Origin of the sequence: Aminobacter sp. MSH1 (genome assembly GCF_003071665.1) — a bacterium.
In the GTDB taxonomy this organism is placed as follows: Bacteria; Pseudomonadota; Alphaproteobacteria; order Rhizobiales; family Rhizobiaceae; genus Aminobacter; species Aminobacter niigataensis.
Genome location: NZ_CP026265.1, coordinates 2,160,399 through 2,175,943, shown reverse-complemented (window position 1 = coordinate 2,175,943; position 15,545 = coordinate 2,160,399). Strand labels below are relative to the sequence as shown.

Sequence of the window (15,545 nt, the reverse complement as noted above, 5' to 3'; positions counted from 1 at the left end):
TCAATCGGGGCCCGGCTCTTTTAGTGTGAGAAGGAGTGCCATAAAAAATGGCGAATGAAAAATGGCCCGTTTATGGTGAGATTACTGGCCCTGTTGTGATGATCGGCTTCGGCTCGATCGGTCGCGGAACGCTCCCCCTCATCGAACGCCATTTCAAGTTCGACAAGTCGCGCATGGTGATCATCGATCCCAGCGACGAAAACCGTAAGCTCGCGGATGAGCGCGGCATCAAATTCATCCAGGAGGCGGTAACCAAGGACAATTACAAGGACCTGCTGACGCCCCTGCTGACCAATGGCGGCGGCCAGGGCTTCTGCGTCAACCTGTCGGTCGACACCGGCTCGGTGGACCTCATGCATCTCTGCCGCAAGCTTGGCGTGCTCTATGTCGACACCGTCATCGAGCCATGGCTCGGCTTCTACTTCGACAACAACGCCGGCAATGACGAGCGCACCAACTATGCGCTGCGCGAGACGCTTTTGGCCGAACGGCGCAAGCATCCCGGCGGCACGACTGCGGTCTCCACCTGCGGCGCCAACCCGGGCATGGTCTCGTGGTTCGTCAAGCAGGCGCTGGTCAACCTTTCCAGGGACCTCGGCATCGAATTCGAGGAGCCGGCGCAGCACGACCGCGAAGGCTGGGCCGCGCTGATGAAGAAAGCCGGCGTCAAGGGCATCCACATCGCCGAGCGCGACACCCAGCGCACCAAGAACCCCAAGCCGATGAACGTGTTCTGGAACACCTGGTCGGTCGAGGGCTTCATTTCGGAAGGCCTGCAGCCGTCCGAACTCGGCTGGGGCACGCACGAGAAGTGGAAGCCCAAGAACGCCAAGAAGTTCAAGCACGGCAACAAGGGCGCGATCTATCTCGAACAGCCAGGCGCCAACACCCGCGTCCGCACCTGGTGCCCGACGCCGGGCGCGCAATACGGCTTCCTTGTCACCCACAACGAGGCGATCTCGATCTCCGACTTCTTCACCGTGCGTTCGAAGAAGGGCAAGGTGACCTACCGGCCGACCTGCCACTATGCCTATCATCCCTGCAACGACGCGGTGTTGTCGATGCACGAGATGTTCGGCGCCGCCGGCAAGCCGCAGCCTGTCCACCACGTCCTCGACGAGGACGAACTGGTCGACGGCATCGATGAACTCGGCGTCCTGCTCTACGGCCACGACAAGAACGCCTACTGGTTCGGCTCGCAGCTGTCGCTGGAGCAGGCACGCAAGCTCGCGCCCTACCAGAATGCGACTGGCCTGCAGGTCTCGTCGGCGGTGCTCGCCGGCATGGTCTGGGCGTTCGAGAACCCCGAAGCCGGCATCGTCGAGGCCGACGAAACCGACTACAGGCGCTGCCTTGAAGTGCAGTTGCCCTATCTCGGACCGGTCAAGGGCTACTACACCGACTGGACGCCGCTCGAAGGCCGCCCCGGCCTGTTCGAGGAGGATCTCGACAAGGATGATCCCTGGCAGTTCCGCAACGTGCTGGTCCGGTAAGGAATACGGGAACAGGGCGGTAGGGGAATAAGGCAGTAGGGCACCAAGGAACCTGCTGGCATATTCTCCTACTGCCTTACTCCCTACCGCCCTGCCCTTGCCTTCATCGCCAAATCGGGCGATTGAAGTCAGGCGGACTGAGGAGAGGATTACTTGATGACGACTTCGCGCAAAATTGCTTCGGCCGGAGTGCTTGCCCTGCTTGCGGCCGCGATTGCCGGCTGTTCGACCAGCGGCGGCGGTTCGGGCGGGGGCTCCAGGCCAGCGCCGTCCGGCGTGGAAGGCTCATGGCTGGACGCCAAGGGCACCGGTCTTTCGACCTTCGCCAGCGGCGCATTCCAGACGGTCGCCACCGACACCGGCCAGAAGCTTTCCGATGGCACCTACATCCTGACCGGCGCCAACTCGGTTCAGATCAACGGCACCTCGCTGATCCGCCAGTCGCCGATCAGCTTCAACTGCCTGCTGATCTCGGCCAACCAGCTCAACTGCACCAGTTCTGCCGGCCAGCAGTTCACCCTGACAAGGCGCTCGGCCTGATTCAGACGTTGCGCCCGCCAAGGTGGGCGCAACGCTTTTCCTGAAGCTCCGGCTCACCAAAGCCCCGCGGCAGTTCATCGGCTTGCGATGTCAATTGGCAAGTCAGTTGAGCCAGCTTGCAGCCTTCGATTCTCCCTTGCATCCGAAAAATCGGAATGTGAACATGGCGCCAAGGAATGTGTAACATTCCGGTCAAGCGAAGACGCTAAACGTCTCGCGGGGGTCATTCGGGAGATTTCGACATGAAGAGATTGGCTGCCATTGCGGCTTTGTCGGCTTCGGCGTTCAGTTATTCCGCTGCACCGTCATTTGCCGACTACACGTTGACCATTCTGCACATCAATGACTGGCACAGCCGCATTGAGAGCAACAACAAGTTTGAATCGACCTGCTCGACCGAGGAAGAGGGCAAGGGCGAGTGCATCGGCGGCGCCGCGCGCCTGGTGACGGCGATTGCCGACCAGCGCAAGAAGCTCGAAGGCCAGAACGTCCTGCTGCTTAACGGCGGCGACAATTTCCAGGGCTCGCTGTTCTACACCACCTACAAGGGTGCGGCAGAAGCCGAATTCCTGAACCAGATGAAGTTCGACGCCATGACCGTCGGCAACCACGAGTTCGATGACGGCGAAGAGGCGCTGGTGCCGTTCCTGGAAAAGATCCAGTTCCCGGTGCTCTCCGCCAATGTGCATCCCAATGCGCAGTCCAAGGTCGGCGACCGCATCAAGCCGTCGCTGGTGCTCGAAGTCGGCGGCCAGAAGATCGGCATCGTCGGCGCCGTCACCAACGATACGCCGGAAGTCGCCTCTCCCGGCCCCAATATCGCCATCGAGGACGACGTCAAGAACATCACCGCCGAAGTCGAGAAGCTGAAGGCCGAGGGCGTCAACAAGATCATCGCCCTGACGCACGTCGGCTATCCCCGCGACAAGGAGATGATCGCCAAGATTCCCGGCGTCGACGTGGTCGTCGGCGGCCATTCGCACTCGCTGCTGTCGAACACCGACGCCAAGGCCGAAGGGCCCTACCCGACGATGATCGACAACCCCGAGGGCTACAAGGTTCCGGTCACCCAGGCCGCCTCCTACTCGAAATACCTCGGCGAGTTCACCGTCACCTTCGACGACAACGGTGTCGTCAAGGAAGCCAAGGGCGACCCGATCTATCTCGACAACTCGATCAAGCCCGACGAGGCCGTGCTTGCCCGCATCAAGGAGCTCGGCGCACCTATCGAGGAGCTCAAGAACAAGGAGGTCGCCGAGACCACCGCGATGATCGACGGCAGCCGCGAAAGCTGCCGCGCCCGCGAATGCGAGATGGGCAACCTGATCTCCGACGCCATCCTCGACCGGGTTAAGGACCAGGGCGTCACCATCGTCTTCCAGAACGGCGGCGGCATCCGCGCCTCCATCGACCAGGGCGTCGTCACCATGGGCGAAGTGCTGACCGTGCTGCCGTTCCAGAACACGCTCGCCACCTTCCAGCTCTCCGGCAAGGACATCGTCGCCTCGCTCGAGGCCGGCGTCAGCGAGATCGAGGAAGGCAAGGGCAAGTTCCCGCAGGTCGCCGGCCTGAAATACTCCTTCGACAAGTCGGTTGCGGCCAATGCCGGCCGCATCAAGTCGGTCGAGGTGATGGACGGGGGCGCCTGGAAGCCGATCGACGAGGCCAAGGTCTACACGGTTGCCACCAACAACTACGTCCGCCAGGGCGGCGACGGCTACAAGCTGTTCGCCGACAACGGCGCCAACGCCTATGACTACGGTCCGAGCCTGGAGCAGGTAGTCGCCGACTATCTCGCCAAGAACCGGCCCTTCACGCCCAAGCTCGACGGCCGCATCACCGAGATCGCGGCGACGGTCGCCGCAGCACCCGCCCCCGCCCCCGCCGAACCGGCAAAGCCGGCCGAACCTGCCCCTGCGGCAGCCGAGCCGGCCAAGCCCGCCGACGCCGCAGCGGCACCGGCGGCGACAGCACCCGCAGCGGCGGAACCGGCAGCCGGCGCCGCAGGTGGCAAGACGCACACCATCGCCGCCGGCGACACTTTCTGGGATCTCGCCAAGACCTATCTCGGCGACCCCACCAAATGGCAGGCGATCGCCGACGCCAATCCCGACACCCGGGCCAAGGATCTGCACATCGGCGGAACGCTTTCGATCCCGTCGACGAACTGATAGGGCTCTTTTGCCCCACAAGCCCGCCCGGCATGCCGGGCGGGCTTCGCTTTTGGAGATTGGCGAATAGGGAATAGTGAGTAGCGAATAGTCGGGCAGTACCCTTGGGCGCGCACGAGCCTGTTGGCTCAACCGCCCCCTCTATTCCCTACTCACTATTCTCTAATCGCTCCTTTGCCGGGTGCGGCCAGACGCGACATTGAACAGCGGCACCATTCAACTAGGTATCCCGCATAACGGAGACACCGAATGAACCTGACCACGACCATCGACGAAAAATCAGCCAAGGCGCCTGGCCCGTTCCCCAACGGCCACCCGTCGGTGCTCAAGCGCAAGGTCGGCGTCCTCCTGGTCAACCTCGGTACCCCCGACGGCACCGACAAGAAGTCGATGTGGCGCTATCTCCGCGAGTTCCTGTCCGATCCGCGCGTCATCGAGATGCCCAAGGTTCTGTGGTACCCGATCCTCTACGGCATCGTGCTCAACACGAGGCCGAAGAAATCGGGCGAGAACTACAAGAAAATCTGGAACACCGAACGCGACGAATCTCCGCTGCGCACCTACACCCGCGCCCAGGCGGAAAAGCTCTCCGAAGCCCTGCGCGACCTGCCCGACGTCGTCGTCGACTGGGGCATGCGCTACGGCAGCCCCTCGACGGAGAGCGCGGTCAACAAGCTGATCGCCCAGGGCTGCGACCGCATCGTCATGTTCCCGCTCTATCCGCAGTTCTCGGCGACGACGACCGCGACCGCCAGCGACCAGTTGTTCCGAGCGCTGATGAAAATTCGCGCCATGCCGTCGGTGCGCACCGTGCCTGCCTACTACGACGAGCCGGTCTATATCGAGGCGCTGGCGCGCTCGATCGAACAGCATCTGGCTTCGCTCGACTTCGAGCCGGAGGTGATTCTCGCCTCCTACCACGGCATCCCCAAGCCGTATTTCGAGCGCGGCGACCCCTATCACTGCCACTGCGTGAAGACGACGCGGCTGCTGCGCGAACGCCTCGGCATGAGCGACAAGAAGCTGATGACCACCTTCCAGTCGCGCTTCGGCGCGCAAGAATGGCTGCAGCCTTACACCGACAAGACGGTCGAGCGGCTGGCCAAGGAAGGCGTGAAGTCGATCGCCATCGTCAATCCAGGCTTCTCGTCCGATTGCATCGAGACGCTGGAGGAGATCGCCGGCGAGAACGCCGAGATCTTCCACCATGCCGGCGGCAAGAACTTCTCCCACATCTCCTGCCTCAACGACAGCGCCGAAGGCATGGCCGTGATCGAGGCGATCACCCGGCGCGAACTGTCGGGCTGGGTCTGACAGCAAAGGGCGGAACCTCCACCGGCGCGCGGCGTTGAACGCGGGCCAGGGAGACCCGCCACTCGTGACCCGCAAGCTCGACCTCAGGACCGGACGGCCCGTCTGGTACGCCTACCGCGCGCCGACGGTTGCGACCGGCAGGCTCGTCCGCGACATCAAGGCGGACGTCGCCATTGTCGGCATGGGCATCAGCGGCGCCATGGTGGCGGAAGCGCTGACGGATGCCGGCATGTCCGTGGTCTGCATCGACCGTCGCGGCCCGCTGCTGGGCTCGACCTCGGCAACCACGGCGCTGGTGCAGTATGAGATCGACCAGCCGCTCTCCAGGCTTGCGCAACGCATCGGCAAGGACCGCGCCGAGCGCGCCTGGCGGCGATCCCGGCTGGCGGTGATGAACCTCAAGGCGCGCATCGACGAACTCGGCATCAACTGCAACGTCGAGACCAGGCAATCGCTCTATCTTGCCGGCTACGTGCTCGATGCGGACAGCTTGCACATCGAGGCGGCTGCGCGCCGGCTTGCCGGCATCCATGCGACCTATCTGCCCAAGGCTGAACTGCGCGAACGGTTCGGCATTGCACGCAACGGCGCGATCCTGAGCCATGGCAATCTGGCGCTCGACCCGCGCAAGTTGACCGCAGGCCTGCTGTTGACGGCGCGCCAGCGCAAGGCGCGCTTCTACGCACCGGCCGAGGCCACCGGCATTGCCACCAGCCGCGACGAGGTGACGGTCACCACCGGAGACGGCCCGACGATCACCGCAAGCCATGCGGTACTCGCCACTGGCTACGAACTCGTCGCTGGCTTCCAGGCGGGGACCGATCACCAGATCATCTCGACCTGGGCCATCGCCACGCGGCCGCAGAAACGCGCGCTCTGGCCGGGCGCCGCCTTCATCTGGGAAGCGTCCGATCCGTACCTCTATCTGCGCGCGACGTCCGACGGCCGGGTGATCTGCGGCGGCGAGGACGAGGAGTTCACCGACGAGGCACGTCGCGATGCGCTGATCGCCGAAAAATCGGATCGCATCGCCGCCAAATTGAAGCGGCTCCTACCCGAACTCGACACCTCGCCGGAATTCGCCTGGACCGGTTCGTTCGGCACCACCGCGACAGGTCTACCCTATATCGGGACACTTCCCCGCCATCCGCGCATCCATGCGGTGATGGGCTATGGCGGCAATGGCATCACCTATTCGCGCATTGCCGCCGAGATCGTCAGCGCCGCCCTGTGCGGCAACGAAGATACCGACGCCGGCCTGTTCGGCTTCCGGCGCTGAGCCGGGCAGCATTTAGCGGTTCCCTTGTTGTAACGCCGCCGAAACGCCCTTAAGTCTTTTTGCGCATGCGGCGCGACTTGTGAATCGCGCGCTCAACTTGCGGGGGTGTTTCGAATGGACTTCAGCGGCTTCGACGTGGTCATTCCGGTCCTTGTCGTATTGGTTCTGTTGCTGCTGTTTGCCGGCATCAAGACCGTCCCGCAAGGTTACAATTACACGGTCGAGCGCTTCGGCCGCTACACCAAGACGCTGACGCCCGGCCTCAACCTGATCATCCCCTTCATCGACCGTATCGGCGCCAAGATGAACATGATGGAGCAGGTTCTTGACGTGCCGACGCAAGAGATCATCACCAAGGACAACGCGATGGTCGCCGTCGACGGGGTCGCCTTCTATCAAGTGCTCAGCGCTCCGCAGGCCGCCTATCAGGTGGCCGGCCTGCAGAACGCCATCCTCAACCTCACGATGACCAACATCCGCACCGTGATGGGTTCGATGGACCTCGACGAGCTTTTGTCGAACCGCGACGCCATCAACGAGCGGCTGCTGCGTGTCGTAGACGAAGCGGCGCACCCCTGGGGCATCAAGATCACCCGCGTCGAGATCAAGGACATCAACCCACCGGCGAACCTCATCGAGTCGATGGGCCGACAGATGATGGCGGAACGCAACAAGCGTGCCCAGATCCTCGAAGCCGAGGGCATGAAGCAGGCGCAGGTGCTGGAAGCCGAGGGCCGCAAGGAAGCCGCCTTCCGCGACGCCGAGGCCCGCGAGCGCGCCGCCGAAGCCGAAGCCCGCGCCACCCAGGTGGTGTCGGAAGCCATCGCCAAGGGCGACGTCCAGGCGATCAACTACTTCGTCGCCCAGAAATACACCGAGGCGCTGGCCAAGATCGGTTCGGCATCGAACAGCAAGGTGGTGTTGATGCCGATGGAGGCATCGTCGTTGATCGGCACGCTTGGCGGCATCGGCGAGATCGCCAAGGAGGTGTTCCGCGACGGCGGCACTGCCGGGGCGCAACGCCAGGCCTCGCGCACGCCCAGGATTCCGCCCGAGCAGAACTGAGCCGGCAAGCCGGGCCTGGGTGAATTGAGGAACCGCACATGATCGCAAGCATCGTTGCCGAACTCGGTCCCTGGAACTGGATGCTGCTCGGCTTCATCCTGCTGTGCCTGGAGATTTTCGCGCCGGGCGTGTTCCTGCTGTGGATCGGCATTGCCGCGCTGATCGTCGGATCGGCCTCGCTGCTGCTCTGGGATGTGGCGTTCTGGAGCTGGCAGGTCCAGGTCCTGGTCTTCCTCGTGCTCGCCCTCGCCTCTGCCTATGTCGGCAAGAAGATCGTCCGCGACCGCGAAGACCCCTCCGACCAGCCGCTGCTCAACCGGCGCGGCGCCCAGATGATCGGCCGCACCGCGACATTGACCGAGCCGATCAAGGAAGGCCGCGGCCGCATCAAGCTCGGCGACACGATGTGGCGAGTGTCAGGCCCCGACCTGCCCGTGGGCACGCAGGTGCGCGTCACCGCTGCCGCCGACACCGACCTGGAGCTTGTCGTCGAGCCTGTGTGAGCGCTGGCGCGGCTCAGGCCGCGCCGATCCTCAGAAGATCGTGGAAGTGGACGATGCCGACAGGCTTGTCGCCTTCGACCACGGGGATGGCGCTGATGTTGTGCTCGTTGAGCATCGCCGTCGCCGTGCCCGCCAGCATCTGTGGCGGCACCGTCTTCGGCTGCCGGGTCATGATGTCCTCGACATTGGTCTCGGCGAGATTGCGGTCGAGATTGCGCGCCAGGTCGCCATCGGTGACGATACCGGCAAGCCTGCCCTGCTCGTCGACGACGACGACGCAGCCGAAACGCTTCTTGGACAGCGTCTTCACCGCCTCGGGCATCTTGGTGCCGATCGCGACGATCGGCATTTCGTCACCCTTATGCATCAGGTCGCCGACCGGCATCAGGCTCGCACCGAGCTGGCCACCGGGATGGAAGGTGCGGAAATGGTCGGCGGTGAAGCCGCGTGCCTCAAGCAGTGCCACTGCCAGCGCATCGCCGACGACGAGCTGGAGCAGCGTCGAGGTGGTGGGCGCAAGCCCGTGGGGGCAGGCTTCCGGCGTGCGCGGCAGCGACAGCACCACATCCGCCTGGCGCGCCAGTGCAGACGTGTCGCCGGCGGTGATCGCAATCAGCGGAATCGAGAACCGCCGGGAATAGCCGACGATGCCCTTGAGTTCCGCCGTCTCGCCCGACCATGAGATGGCGACGATGGCGTCGTCCTTGGTGATCATGCCGAGATCGCCATGGATGGCTTCGGAAGGATGGACGAAATAGGCTGGAGTTCCGGTGGATGCCAAGGTTGCGGCCACCTTGGAGCCGATATGGCCGCTCTTGCCGACGCCGGTGATGATGGCGCGGCCGTTCAGCTGGCCGAGGATCGACACGGCCCGGGCGAAGGGCTCCGCCAGCGGCCCTTCGAGCGCGGCCGCAAGCGCGGCGATGCCGACCTGCTCGGTGGCGACGGTGCGGAGCGCGGAGGCGATGGACGCCTGCCGGTCCGGCTCTTTTTTCAGCGATCCAGCGTGCATGGCGCATGCGTTAGCGCGTCGCACGGCCCCTGTCCACGATTATCCACCCTGCGGGGCGGCCTGCGGCGGCAGCCGGAAACGCTCCGTTAACCATGGCGATTTACCAGTTGGTAAGTGCGGCGCTCATGCGTCGGCGAAGCAGTGGTGAAGATGGCGCAGGTCAGGCCAGGGCAAAACAGGCGGATGAGCAGTGCGGGATTGCGTTTCTTGCTGGCAACGGCAAGCGCGGCAACCCTGCTTTGCGCCCTGCCGGTGCATGCCCAGGAAGCAGGTCTGCGGGGCGCGATCAGCGAGGGCGACACCGCCGGCCTGTTGCGCAGGCGACCGGCCCAGCAGGCCATGCCCGAAGTCCAGGACCAGGCCGCCACCTACCAGCCCATCAGTCCGGGCGCCTTGCCCGAGCAGACCGATCCGACGATCTCGGACGACCTGTTCAGCGAGCCTCCTAATGCGGATGCGGCCGCCACCGGCGCAAGATCTTCCATTCGTCCGCCGACGACCGCGCTCCAGCGCGCCAGGGACGCGCGCGAAAGGCTTGCCGCCCCCGGACGGGCAGCTACTCCAAGGACGGCCGCGCCTGAGCCGGACGAGGATCTGAGCACCGGCACGGTGCGCCAAGGGACCGTCGATTCGCTGACCGAGGAAGAAAACGGACCGGAATCGGAACGCCAGGGAGCGATCGAGGGCCGCAGGCCGGTGCCGGACGAAAATCCGTTCGAGCCGACCGGCATCCGCTTCGGCACCTTCGTGCTCAAGCCGAGTCTCGAACAGGGCGTCACCGCCACCTCCAACGCCGATTCGAGTTCGGACGGCAAGTCGGCAGTGCTGTCGGAAACCACGCTGCGCCTGAACGCGGCCTCGGACTGGGACAACCACTCGGCGACCATCGACGCCTACGGCATTTTCCGCAGGTCGATTTCGGGCCAGGAGGTCAAGGACACCGAAGCCGGCATCGACGGCCGCCTGCAGCTCGACATCGCCGACGACATCCGCGCCATAGCCTCCCTCGGCTACGACATCCGCCCGGAATCTGCGAGTTCGCCGATAGTGATCGTCGACACCGCCTCGCGCCCGGTGCGCCACACCATCGACGGCAGCGTCGGCCTGGAGAAGGACGTCGGCAAATTCCGCTTCGCCGTGACAGGCGCGGCCACCAGGGAAAGCTACGGCGACGCCGAATTGTCGGACGGCACTACGCTTTCACAGGAAGACAGGAACTCTACGCTCTATGCCGGGCGTTTCCGTGCCGGCTACGAGATTTCGCCGGCGCTGACGCCCTTCGGCGAAATCGAATATGGCCGCCGCGTCCACGACCTCCGGTTCGACACCGCCGGCTTCGAGCGCTCCTCGAACCGGATCGGCGCCCGTGCCGGCGTCGAACTCGACATGGGCGAAAAATTCGGCGGCGAGATTTCCGCTGGCTGGCTCTCCGAGGATTTCGACGATGACCGGCTGGAAACCATCTCGGCGGCGACGATCGCCGCGGATCTCCGCTGGTCGCCGATGCGCGGCACCATCGTCGCGCTCAACGGAACCACCCTGGTCGAAGGCTCGACGACACCGGGCGAAAGCGGCTCGGTGCTCTATTCCGGTCGCCTCAGCGTCGAACGCCAGATCCGCGCCAACCTCACCGGCTTTGCCGCAGCCGGCATGGGCTGGCGAGACTATGCCGGCAGGGACGACCATGAACTGAGGCTGAGCGCCGAGGCGGGCCTGACCTGGTGGCTCAACCGCTATGCCGGCCTCACCGGTAGGCTACGCCACGAAACCTTCGACAGCACCTTGTCCGGCCGCGACAGCAAGACCAACAGCGTCTTCGTCGGGCTGAGGGTGCAGCGCTAGGAGCTGCGCGTCTCTGGCGGGATGCAACCCAAAATCCTCATGGTGAGCCTGTCGAACAACAGGTTTGGGTAGCCAACAGCGATATGACGTGCGTCGACCCAAAGCGGACCTGACGCATCGGCTCAGTCCGTCTCGAGGTCAAGCAGGAACGTACGTCAACCTGATCACGTCCTCGCCAATTGGATCGCTGGCCACAAGGCGGAGCCGGGGCCGCGGGCCGGCGAAGAATGGCTTGCCGCGACCGAGCACGACGGGGTGGAGGTAGATGCGATACTCATCAACAAGACCAAGGTCGGTTAGGCTTCGTGCCAAGTCTGGTCCGCCAACTTGAATCTCCCCGTCGAGTTGAGCCTTGAGCCCGCGTATCGTCGCCTCGATGTCATTGTCGACAAGCGTGGCGTTGGGGCCGACTGACTTCAAAGAGCGCGACACGACCCACTTCGGCTGGCGCCGCCAGGCAGCCGCAAAGTCGCGCCTCGCCGCGTCCCACTCGGGATGATCCTCGTCCCAATAGCGCATGACCTCGTACAAATGGCGACCGTACACGCTACCCACCTGGTCGCGCGCCTGCTCGATGAAGTGATGGAAAAGCGTTGGGCTTGGCCCAAACGCCATGTAGTCGACGTAGCCGTCCAAGGACTGGTTCATTCCAAAAACGAGCTTCGCCATGATGCAAATCCTCCGCCCCAGCTCTTTTAGAATAGCTTGAACCGACGGTGCGTTGAAGCGGGCGGTCACTCTACGCGCACTCGCCAAAGGGAATCCCATGCGGACTCTTGCGAAAGCACTTCCTGCAATCCGACATTCCGACCTCGCCAGCCAGGAACGAGCAGAGTGTGTCGGCAATCCATGCCGCGACGCGAAAGAAGCCAGAAGCGGTTGAGAGGGGGCACCGAAGTCCTCCGTCACCAGCAACGTCAAGCCGCGGTTCGACCAGCGCACAGGCCAGTGACGGCTTCTTTCAATCCGTCCTCGCCATCGCCGCCAAAAACCTCGCTCATCACGAGATCGGCAAGCGGCAGCCGGCTGCCCCAGCCATGCCGTTCGAGATCGGGCCGCAGCGCAAACTCGCTGACCCGGCCGACGCAGAGATAGGCGACGGGCACGACATGTTCGGGAATGGCTAGCACCTGCTTCAGCGCCTCGCGGTCGATGATGCTGACCCAGCCGACACCGACGCCTTCGGCTCGCGCCGCCAGCCAGAAATTCTGCACCGCGCAGACGGTGCTGTAGAGGTCCATCTCGGGATTGTGCCATCGCCCCAGCGGCGAGTTCTGCGAGCGGCTGCGGTCGCAGGTGACCACGAGATTGAGCGGGCTCTCGCAGATGCCATCGAGCTTGAGCTTGCGGTACAGCGCCTGCCGCTCCTCGGCGATATGGGGCAGTTCCTGCTGGCGTGCGGCCAGGAACAGGTCGCGGACCTTCTGCCTGCGCTGAAGATCGCGGATGACAATGAAGTTCCAAGGCTGCATGAAACCCACCGACGGCGCGTGATGGGCTGCCATCAGCAGGCGCGCCAGTACTTCGTCGTCGAGCGGGTCGGGCAGGAAATGGCTGCGCACGTCGCGCCTCGTGAAGATGGCGCGGTAGACGGCATCCTGCGCTGCCGTGTCGAAACAGCCTGAACTGGCATGGGTATGGTCGGCCGGCATCGCGTGTCCCCTGGCGAGCAATCGGTTTCCGCCGCTTGACCATGCGGTGGACGATTTCTGCCGGGCCGGTCTTCTGGCTCGAGTTCAACCCGCCTTCGGCGCCTTCCCGTTCAACGAACAGTGGCTTTTGCCGATGCGGTCCCTCTTACAGCGTTGGGCACGCCACGGATTTTCACCGTGTTCCCGATTCTCCCGCATCGCTGCGGGCACCTGGCAGGAGATGTCTACACGGCACTGACGCCGATGGCCATCGCCCCGCGCGTCCAAACCTGGCGCGCGGGCGACATCTGAAGCGAAGTCAGCGACCCGGCTTCATCTCGTTGAGCAGGCCCTCGATGACACCCGCCATGCGCTCGTTGATATCCGTGCGCGACAGCGCAAAGGCGACGTTGGCCTCGACGAATCCTTCCGGTGAGCCGCAATCGAAGGTGCGGCCACGATAGTGGTAGCCGTAGAAAGACTGCTGCTTCTCGAGCTTGAGCATCGCATCGGTAAGCTGGATCTCGTCGCCGGCGCCGCGCTCCTGCTTGGCCAGGATGTCGAAGATCTCCGGCTGCAGGATGTAACGGCCGTTGATGAAGAGGTTCGAAGGCGCCGTCCCCTGCTTCGGCTTTTCCACCATGCCTTCGATCTCGAAGCCGGTGTGGACAGCCTTGCCCTTGCCGACGATGCCATATTTGTGCGCCTCGGCAGGGTCGCATTCCTGCACGGCGATGATGTTGTTGCCGGTCTCGGCATAGAGCTCGACCATCTCGCGCATGCAGCTCTTTTCCGACTGCATGATCATGTCGGGCAGAAGCAATGCGAAGGGCTCGTCGCCGACCAGCTCGCGCGCGCACCACACCGCATGGCCAAGCCCGAGCGGCACCTGCTGGCGGGTGAACGAGGTCTGGCCAGGGCCTGGCTGCAGGCGCTGCAGGCGCTCCAGCTGCTCGTTCTTGCCGCGCTGTACCAGCGTGTCATAAAGTTCGAACTGGACGTCGAAATGATCTTCGATAACTGCCTTGTTGCGGCCGGTGACGAAGATGAAGTGTTCAATTCCCGCCTCGCGTGCCTCATCGACCACGTATTGGATCACTGGACGATCGACGACCGTCAGCATTTCCTTGGGAATCGACTTGGTGGCAGGCAGAAAACGCGTGCCGAGGCCCGCGACCGGAAAAACTGCCTTGCGAACTCTTTTCATTGCTTGGTCATCCGATGGAAGATTGCGAGTATCGGGCAGGGATACTGCCACACCCGAATTGATGAATACTGAATGCGTTCACATATTCGCCGGCAGCAGACAAGAGCAGCGATCACGCGATCTTGATTGTCCTAGCCAGTCGGGAAACAATCGCCAAAGCCGCTTTTCGTTCCCCAAGGGGGCTATGGTAAACTGATTGATAACCGGCATCGGCGATGAATCGTATTTCTGATCTCTCCAAGGAGGAAAGAATGCCCCTTCGCAAGACCGCCAAAGGCCTCGCCAGCGCCGCTGCAATCGCCGGCCTTTCGCTGGCGTTGATGCTGCCTGCCGGCCCGGCGGCGGCCGAAGCCGGCTTCCAGCGCTGGGTGGCGAGCTTCCGCTCCGTCGCCGCAGACAACGGGATTTCCGGCTCGACCTACGACCGCGCCTTTCGCGGCGTGACCTCGGCCGACCCCGAAGTGCTGGAAAAGGCCCGCTTCCAGCCCGAATTCACCGCGCCCGTCTGGGATTATTTCGACAATCGCGTCCATGACCAATCGATTACGGTCGGCCGCGAGATGGCCCGCAAGTGGAAGCCGTGGCTCGACCGTATCGAGGCCAGTTATGGCGTCGACCGCTACATCCTGCTTGCCATCTGGTCGATGGAATCGAACTACGGCGAGATTCTCAAGAACGACAAGGTGATGCGCAATGTCGTGCGCTCGCTCTCGACGCTCGCCTATGGCGACCAGCGGCGCGCGAAGTTCGCCCGGACCCAGCTGATCGCGGCGCTCAAGATCCTTCAGCGCGGCGACATCGACGAAAGCCACCTGGTGGGCTCGTGGGCCGGCGCCATGGGCCACACCCAGTTCATCCCGACCAGTTACCAGGCCTATGCCGTCGACGCCGATGGCAACGGCAAGCGTGACATCTGGAACTCGATACCCGACGCGCTCGCCACCGCCGCCAACCTGTTGAAGAAGAACGGCTGGCAGGGTGGCAAGACCTGGGGCTACGAGGTCGTGCTGCCTGAGGGCCGCAAGTTCCCGTCCGGCTCGCTGACGCTCGACAAATGGGCCTCGCTCGGCGTCGAACGCGCCAATGGCAAGGCCTTCAAGCGCGGCTCGGATGTTGCAACCCTCAAAGTGCCGGACGGCCGCGGCGGTCCAGCCTTCCTGATGACCAAGAATTTTTCGGTCATCAAGCGCTACAACAACGCCGACAAATATGCTTTGGCCGTAGGCCTTCTTGCCGACGAAATCGCCGGCTATGGCGGTCTGGTCCAGGACTGGAAGCGCCCCTTCACCAAGCTCAGCTTCGAAGAGAAGCAGGAGTTGCAGAAGCGGCTGTCGGCGCATGGCTATTACGACGGCAAGGCAGACGGCAAGATCGGCGAGGGTTCGCGCTCGGCGATCAAGTCTTTCCAGGCACAGCTGGGCTTGACGCAGGACGGCCATCCGAGCATGGAAGTGCTCAAATGGCTGAGGCGGAATTAGCAATCGGAGG

General features: G+C 63.7%; 13 protein-coding genes and 1 riboswitch. Of the genes, 9 read left to right on the top strand and 4 right to left on the bottom strand.

Translation table 11 applies throughout. The features are described 5' to 3' along the window. The first annotated feature begins 47 nt into the window (after positions 1 to 47). The 7 genes from CO731_RS10775 to CO731_RS10745 all read left to right on the top strand — a co-directional run bounded on the left by CO731_RS10775 (position 48) and on the right by CO731_RS10745 (position 8,365). On the top strand, positions 48 to 1,493 hold the full coding sequence (locus CO731_RS10775; RefSeq protein ID WP_108607092.1) for a homospermidine synthase: 1,446 nt from the start codon (positions 48 to 50) through the stop codon (positions 1,491 to 1,493). A gap of 156 nt (positions 1,494 to 1,649) precedes the next feature. Continuing rightward, the gene (locus CO731_RS10770) at positions 1,650 to 2,033 is read left to right on the top strand and encodes a hypothetical protein (protein ID WP_108607091.1); all 384 of its coding nucleotides are present in this window, start codon (positions 1,650 to 1,652) and stop codon (positions 2,031 to 2,033) included. Between the two features lie 242 nt (positions 2,034 to 2,275). Beyond that, positions 2,276 to 4,204, top strand: a complete 1,929-nt coding sequence (locus CO731_RS10765) for a 5'-nucleotidase C-terminal domain-containing protein (protein WP_108607090.1) — start codon at positions 2,276 to 2,278, stop codon at positions 4,202 to 4,204. A 249-nt stretch (positions 4,205 to 4,453) separates the two neighbouring features. Further along, positions 4,454 to 5,518 carry a ferrochelatase gene (gene hemH, locus CO731_RS10760; RefSeq protein ID WP_108607089.1) on the top strand — a complete coding sequence of 355 codons (1,065 nt, stop codon included), beginning with the start codon at positions 4,454 to 4,456 and terminating at the stop codon, positions 5,516 to 5,518. A 64-nt stretch (positions 5,519 to 5,582) separates the two neighbouring features. Then, positions 5,583 to 6,797, top strand: coding sequence for an FAD-dependent oxidoreductase (locus CO731_RS10755; protein WP_108607088.1), 1,215 nt, complete (start codon positions 5,583 to 5,585; stop codon positions 6,795 to 6,797). A 114-nt stretch (positions 6,798 to 6,911) separates the two neighbouring features. Continuing rightward, on the top strand, positions 6,912 to 7,862 hold the full coding sequence (locus tag CO731_RS10750; protein WP_108607087.1) for an SPFH domain-containing protein: 951 nt from the start codon (positions 6,912 to 6,914) through the stop codon (positions 7,860 to 7,862). 38 nt (positions 7,863 to 7,900) lie between these two features. After that, the gene (locus tag CO731_RS10745) at positions 7,901 to 8,365 is read left to right on the top strand and encodes an NfeD family protein (RefSeq protein ID WP_108607086.1); all 465 of its coding nucleotides are present in this window, start codon (positions 7,901 to 7,903) and stop codon (positions 8,363 to 8,365) included. Positions 8,366 to 8,378: 13 nt separating this feature from the next. Here the strand turns inward: CO731_RS10745 and CO731_RS10740 are convergent, their stop codons facing one another. Beyond that, complete coding sequence (locus CO731_RS10740) at positions 8,379 to 9,377, bottom strand: KpsF/GutQ family sugar-phosphate isomerase (RefSeq protein WP_108607085.1); 999 nt, start codon at positions 9,375 to 9,377, stop codon at positions 8,379 to 8,381. Between the two features lie 207 nt (positions 9,378 to 9,584). On the opposite strand from CO731_RS10740, the gene CO731_RS10735 reads away from it, so the two are divergent. Then, positions 9,585 to 11,219 (top strand): outer membrane beta-barrel protein, encoded by a 1,635-nt coding sequence (locus CO731_RS10735; RefSeq protein ID WP_343207449.1) that lies wholly within the window; start codon positions 9,585 to 9,587, stop codon positions 11,217 to 11,219. 138 nt (positions 11,220 to 11,357) lie between these two features. Here the strand turns inward: CO731_RS10735 and CO731_RS10730 are convergent, their stop codons facing one another. From CO731_RS10730 to galU, 3 genes are all read right to left on the bottom strand, one after another. Further along, positions 11,358 to 11,888, bottom strand: a complete 531-nt coding sequence (locus CO731_RS10730) for a dihydrofolate reductase family protein (protein ID WP_108609755.1) — start codon at positions 11,886 to 11,888, stop codon at positions 11,358 to 11,360. A gap of 248 nt (positions 11,889 to 12,136) precedes the next feature. Further along, the gene (bluB, locus tag CO731_RS10725; RefSeq protein ID WP_108607084.1) at positions 12,137 to 12,871 is read right to left on the bottom strand and encodes a 5,6-dimethylbenzimidazole synthase; all 735 of its coding nucleotides are present in this window, start codon (positions 12,869 to 12,871) and stop codon (positions 12,137 to 12,139) included. A 45-nt stretch (positions 12,872 to 12,916) separates the two neighbouring features. Beyond that, a riboswitch (cobalamin riboswitch) is annotated at positions 12,917 to 13,100 on the bottom strand. Between the two features lie 69 nt (positions 13,101 to 13,169). Continuing rightward, positions 13,170 to 14,057, bottom strand: a complete 888-nt coding sequence (galU, locus tag CO731_RS10720) for a UTP--glucose-1-phosphate uridylyltransferase GalU (protein ID WP_108607083.1) — start codon at positions 14,055 to 14,057, stop codon at positions 13,170 to 13,172. Positions 14,058 to 14,308: 251 nt separating this feature from the next. Between galU and CO731_RS10715 the strand changes: the two genes are divergently transcribed. Further along, on the top strand, positions 14,309 to 15,535 hold the full coding sequence (locus CO731_RS10715; protein WP_108607082.1) for a lytic murein transglycosylase: 1,227 nt from the start codon (positions 14,309 to 14,311) through the stop codon (positions 15,533 to 15,535). Positions 15,536 to 15,545 lie beyond the last annotated feature (10 nt).

Excerpts from the sequence above, each read along its gene's own strand:
- CO731_RS10730 (WP_108609755.1), bottom strand. The coding sequence starts at position 11,888 with ATGGCGAAGCTCGTTTTTGGAATGAACCAGTCCTTGGACGGCTACGTC.
- CO731_RS10770 (WP_108607091.1), top strand. The coding sequence starts at position 1,650 with ATGACGACTTCGCGCAAAATTGCTTCGGCCGGAGTGCTTGCCCTGCTT.
- CO731_RS10740 (WP_108607085.1), bottom strand. The coding sequence starts at position 9,377 with ATGCACGCTGGATCGCTGAAAAAAGAGCCGGACCGGCAGGCGTCCATC.
- CO731_RS10745 (WP_108607086.1), top strand. The coding sequence starts at position 7,901 with ATGATCGCAAGCATCGTTGCCGAACTCGGTCCCTGGAACTGGATGCTG.
- hemH (WP_108607089.1), top strand. The coding sequence starts at position 4,454 with ATGAACCTGACCACGACCATCGACGAAAAATCAGCCAAGGCGCCTGGC.
- CO731_RS10715 (WP_108607082.1), top strand. The coding sequence starts at position 14,309 with ATGCCCCTTCGCAAGACCGCCAAAGGCCTCGCCAGCGCCGCTGCAATC.
- CO731_RS10775 (WP_108607092.1), top strand. The coding sequence starts at position 48 with ATGGCGAATGAAAAATGGCCCGTTTATGGTGAGATTACTGGCCCTGTT.
- bluB (WP_108607084.1), bottom strand. The coding sequence starts at position 12,871 with ATGCCGGCCGACCATACCCATGCCAGTTCAGGCTGTTTCGACACGGCA.
- CO731_RS10750 (WP_108607087.1), top strand. The coding sequence starts at position 6,912 with ATGGACTTCAGCGGCTTCGACGTGGTCATTCCGGTCCTTGTCGTATTG.
- galU (WP_108607083.1), bottom strand. The coding sequence starts at position 14,057 with ATGAAAAGAGTTCGCAAGGCAGTTTTTCCGGTCGCGGGCCTCGGCACG.
- CO731_RS10765 (WP_108607090.1), top strand. The coding sequence starts at position 2,276 with ATGAAGAGATTGGCTGCCATTGCGGCTTTGTCGGCTTCGGCGTTCAGT.